Source organism: Mycobacterium sp. NGS54, from assembly GCF_059812465.1.
Genome location: NZ_JCALCS010000018.1, coordinates 1 through 4,273 on the forward strand (window position 1 = coordinate 1; position 4,273 = coordinate 4,273).

The 4,273-nt window shown below is 60.4% G+C and carries 2 protein-coding genes and 1 pseudogene; 1 reads left to right on the forward strand and 2 read right to left on the reverse strand.

What is annotated here, in order from left to right:
• Positions 1–471: 471 nt before the first annotated feature.
• A complete protein-coding gene (locus AC5Y5E_RS30305) occupies positions 472–1,227 on the forward strand; it encodes a class I SAM-dependent methyltransferase (RefSeq protein WP_499907707.1) in 756 nt (251 codons plus the stop codon).
• A gap of 228 nt (positions 1,228–1,455) precedes the next feature.
• Here AC5Y5E_RS30305 and AC5Y5E_RS30310 read toward each other — a convergent pair.
• A pseudogene (locus AC5Y5E_RS30310) lies at positions 1,456–1,837 on the reverse strand (Rieske 2Fe-2S domain-containing protein); the annotation flags it as partial.
• Entirely contained in the window at positions 1,824–4,049 is a 2,226-nt protein-coding gene (locus AC5Y5E_RS30315) for a hypothetical protein (protein ID WP_499907709.1), read from the reverse strand. The gene AC5Y5E_RS30315 and the pseudogene AC5Y5E_RS30310, both read right to left, overlap by 14 nt.
• Positions 4,050–4,273 lie beyond the last annotated feature (224 nt).

The window sequence follows — 4,273 nt, forward strand, 5'->3', positions numbered from 1 at the left end:
ATCGTGGGTCGGAGGTCGTGACCAACCACGCGCGTTTTCTCGCCGAGCTCACGGCCGCCGATACTTAGGCAACTTCTGGTGGGCGCGGTTATCGTACATCGGAGTTGGAGCGAATGGCGGTCTCGACGTCGTTGCCACATCAGCAGGTGGTGCAGGCGCGGGGCCTGTTGTGGGCCAGTGACGGGTAGCCAATGAGGAGATCGCACGTCGCTGCGATGTGGACTCGGACACGGTGCGGCGCCGGCGGTCTCGGTTCGCCGAGCAAGGAGCCGACGGGGTCGGTTGCATCGCCAAGGGCCGTGGACGCAAACCGAGGCCCGCCCGCGGGCACCGTTGAGGAAGGCGGGTGACGAGACATCGTCAGCGGTGATTACGATGCATTACGGGCTCTGATAGGAACTTTTGCAATCTCAATCCAAGAACGTAGATGGAGAACGCTCCTGTGAAATATTCCACTAGGGTTGCTACAGTATGATTACGCGATATACGGGATTTTGCCCGATCTGCGAAAGCCAGACTATTTTTCAAGCCGACAATGATTGGTTTAGAGACAGCCTATTATGTCAGACTTGCAGAAATGGATCGATTCCTCGGGAGAGAGCACTTGCTCTTATTCTGGAAGAGATCGTCCCTAACTGGAAAAACTTGAGCATTCATGAATCTTCCCCTGGCGAGAGAGGAATATCGTTAAAACTGCGAGAGACTGGGAAAAACTATATTGCGTCTCAATATTTTCCAGGGGAAACACTAGGCGCAATGCATGGCATTTTCAGAAATGAAGATCTGCAAAACTTGACGTTCGACGACGAGACTCACGACGTTTTCATCTCTCTTGATGTGTTCGAGCATATTCCATATCCTGATCGAGCTCTCCGAGAAATATACCGGACACTGAAGTTCGGAGGCGTGATGCTCAGCACGTTTCCCGTCCGCAAAGATCAGGTGGAGCCTATGCGGCGCCGAGTGGATTACGGCCCAGACGGATCGGAGATTCATCTTGTGGAACCCCAGATCCACGGAAATCCAATCAGTGGAGAAGGCTCAATTGTTACCGTCGATTACGGGTACGATCTTCATAAATTGTTTTCCCGTTGGGCGCCTTTTGATGTCCGCGTATATCGATTTGCGGATACACTTCATGGCATTCTTGGTGATTATACAGAAGTTGTTGTATGCCGAAAGGAAATATTGAAAGACGATGATCCTCGTTTATCCAAAATGATTTGATCATTATTTACGGTATCACATTAGCGCCACGGCTAAGAAGGACCGTTACCGACCGGAATATGTCTTGGAAGGAGAGAAAACGGAGCCACTTTGACGGAGGGCTTCTGACAACGTCGGCAGGAATTATTCGCCAGCTGCTTATGTGCCGGCCCATTGCTCGAAGGCAGGTCATCGGCACCGACATCAGGAGTTCATCCGCTTCATCGCAACCGTCGCGCATCCGATAATGTCCGGAGCATTCTCCGCGACGATCTGCAGATGCACCGGTTCACGTTCCGCTCGCCGGGAGAACTCCGGGTAGGCGCGGTAGTAAGCCGTCGGGTTGGTCTCGAATTGCGGAAATTTGTGAAAGACGTCCGGCATCTCCCACTGCGGCTCCTTGCCCTGCGGGTGATGCCAGATGAACACGCAGTCGTACTGCTCGCGAACGGGAAACACACGCGCAGCGTCAGCGCGCGGTTAGGCCGGTCTGGTTGGTACGGGATGCATCGGTTGGTGCCGGTCCGGGCCCCAGCGCCAACCGTGGAACGGGCACTGGACACAGTCGCCGACAACCCGTGCCGCCATGGCCGATGTGCGCGCCTAGGTGCTTGCAGCTAGAGGTGCAGATCTGAGATGCACAGCACTTCGTCGAGGCTGGCGGTGCGCAGCCCGGCGCCGACGGCCAGTCGGCTACGTGGGGTGGGCGGATCGGGGTCGCTGTTTTGCACACCGCGAGTTCGATCCAGGCGTGCGGTGTCGAACATCGCCGGGCCGCTGGCCATCGCCTTGGTCAGCAGGTAGCGGCCGGCGTCGGGTGCCCGGCGCACCGCCTCCTCCGCGGCGCAGGCGCCGGTGAGTTTGACCGCGTCTTCGAAGTTGATGCCCACCTGCAACACCTGCGGTTCGGCGTCGAGCACCGCGGTCAGGCGGGCGATGTAGTTCTCGGGGGCGAAAAACCGCCAGCCTTCGCCCAGATGCAGCCAGAACCGGCCGTCGATCTGAGCGCGCAGCTGCGCCAGCAGGGGGGCGGGCTTGTCGCTGGATCGGCGACAGGCGATCTCGAGAAATCCGTAGCGTTTCCGCAGCTTGGCGCGGTCGGGGGCGGACAGGCCGGTATCGAGCACCAGAAAACGCCCGACCCGCGACACATCGAGGCAGCAGGTCAGAAACGAGTTGAGAGTCTGCTCGGTGGTCTCCCGGTCGGGCCCGGCGATCAGGCTGACGGTGACCTCGGCCTCACCGCGACCGGCGGTCAGAGACTGCGCCAGGACGTCGGGGTAGGCTGTGGCCGCCTCGAGCATGGCCGGCACCGAAAAGTCGCGGTTGGCCGAGATCCGTTGCCGATCAGGCTCGGGCACATCGGGGCGGGCCAGCAGGTGCCGACACAGCGTGAACGCCTCGGTGTGCTTACCGATCCAGGATGCGCACACCGCCTGCTCATCGGCAGCGCGCCACGCGTAGACATCCGCGTATCTGGGAACAAAGAGGTCCTCTTCGGGAAAAGGCATTTCGGCGGCGCGCTGGGCAAATTGGTAACCGAGCCCGTAGCGCTGCTCCACGCGACACCGAAAGGCGATGGCATGCAACGCCTCGGCGCGGGTCGGTCGAAACTTCCACGCCTTGAGGTAGGCCTCCTGAACTTCCGGCCACGGCTCACCGAGTTCCGCCATTGACTCCGCGAGCCGATACATCGCCCAGTAGACCTCCTCGTCGCAGCCACCCATCTCGACCCGCCGCTCACACCACCGGCGCGCGTTGACGAAATCCTCCATACGGAGGTAGGTCTCGGCTAGGAAAAAGACCGACCGCGCATCCTCGGGATTGCGTATGACCTTGGCCAACAACCAATCGCGCTCCTGCGCAGCCTTATGCTTGAACAGGTTGAAGGTGAACAGTTGACGCTCACGGAGCTGATCTTTTGCGCTGCGGTCGTTGCCTTCGACGCGCACATCGATGCAAGCGTTGTCCCGCGCAGTGGTCTCTTGGGGGAGGCCCTCGGGGCCTTCCGACAGCGCGCGGTCCAGGATGGCGGCTTGGTCGCGAGCGGAGAAAGCTCGATAGCCGCGCTCGGCGACCTTGCGTCGCGCGCGCTCGTCGCCGAGGAGCTCCACACAGCGATCGACCAACTCGTCGTAGTCCGCGAACGCGATGCCTGACGCCAGGTCGCGCTCCAATGCCGGATCGGCACCATGCTCGGAGACCACCGTGCGCCTGTTGGCGAGCAGATAGGAAACACGCGTGATTTCAAAGATTTTCGCATCCCAGTAGTGGATGTTGAGGACGATCTTCGAGCGTGCGACCCAGGCATCGCGGCTCGCGCCGTAGGCGCCCGATAGCCATTTGACCCGGAGACCGCGGTCGTGGAGTTCCCTTAGAACGGCGTATCGGCGCCCATTGAGCGCGCCATAGAACAGGACGTCGATGTCCTCTTCGGCCGGGGCGATCCGGGTCAACTCGGGGACGTAGCCGATCGGAACGTAGGCAGGCCGGGGCAGCCCCAGAGCAGCGAGGTATTCGACGTTGGCTTCACTGTAGTCCCAAGTCGGGTAGCGCCGGAAAAGGTCGACGAATTCAGGCATCGTCATCCACGGCAAGTCGTCACCCAATTGCTCGAGGTTGTAGAAGATGGCGTCTTTTGGCGGCTCCAAGGCGTACTGGACGAGGAGATTTCCGCCGAGCACGATGGTGCGGCGATCGTCGAGGTCAAGACGATTGGTCAGCACCGAGTCATGCCCGAGCGCCAGCAGACCATAGTGCAATGCCTCGGCGACCTCGTTAAAAGCTCCACCGCTGATGTCATGATGGGAGGGCGGTGACACGATCGCGACGGCGAAACGCATGGGTGCAAATTACAGCAAAGGGAGCTGGGCTTGACCCCGTTTAGTTAACGGGTATCGAACATCGCCGGGCCTCGATCCGGTCACTGAGGAGGTGTTTTCGCCCGACGTCCCTTCTTCGCGGCTCGTGCCGGGGCTTTGGGTTGCTGCGCGGGCCGGGCCGCGGCCTTCTTCGCGGCTCGTGCCGGGGCTTTGGGTTGCTGCGCGGGCCGGGCCGCGGCCTTCTT

Coding starts and splice junctions, on each gene's coding strand:
- AC5Y5E_RS30305 (WP_499907707.1), top strand. CDS start 472: ATGATTACGCGATATACGGGATTTTGCCCGATCTGCGAAAGCCAGACT.
- AC5Y5E_RS30315 (WP_499907709.1), bottom strand. CDS start 4,049: ATGCGTTTCGCCGTCGCGATCGTGTCACCGCCCTCCCATCATGACATC.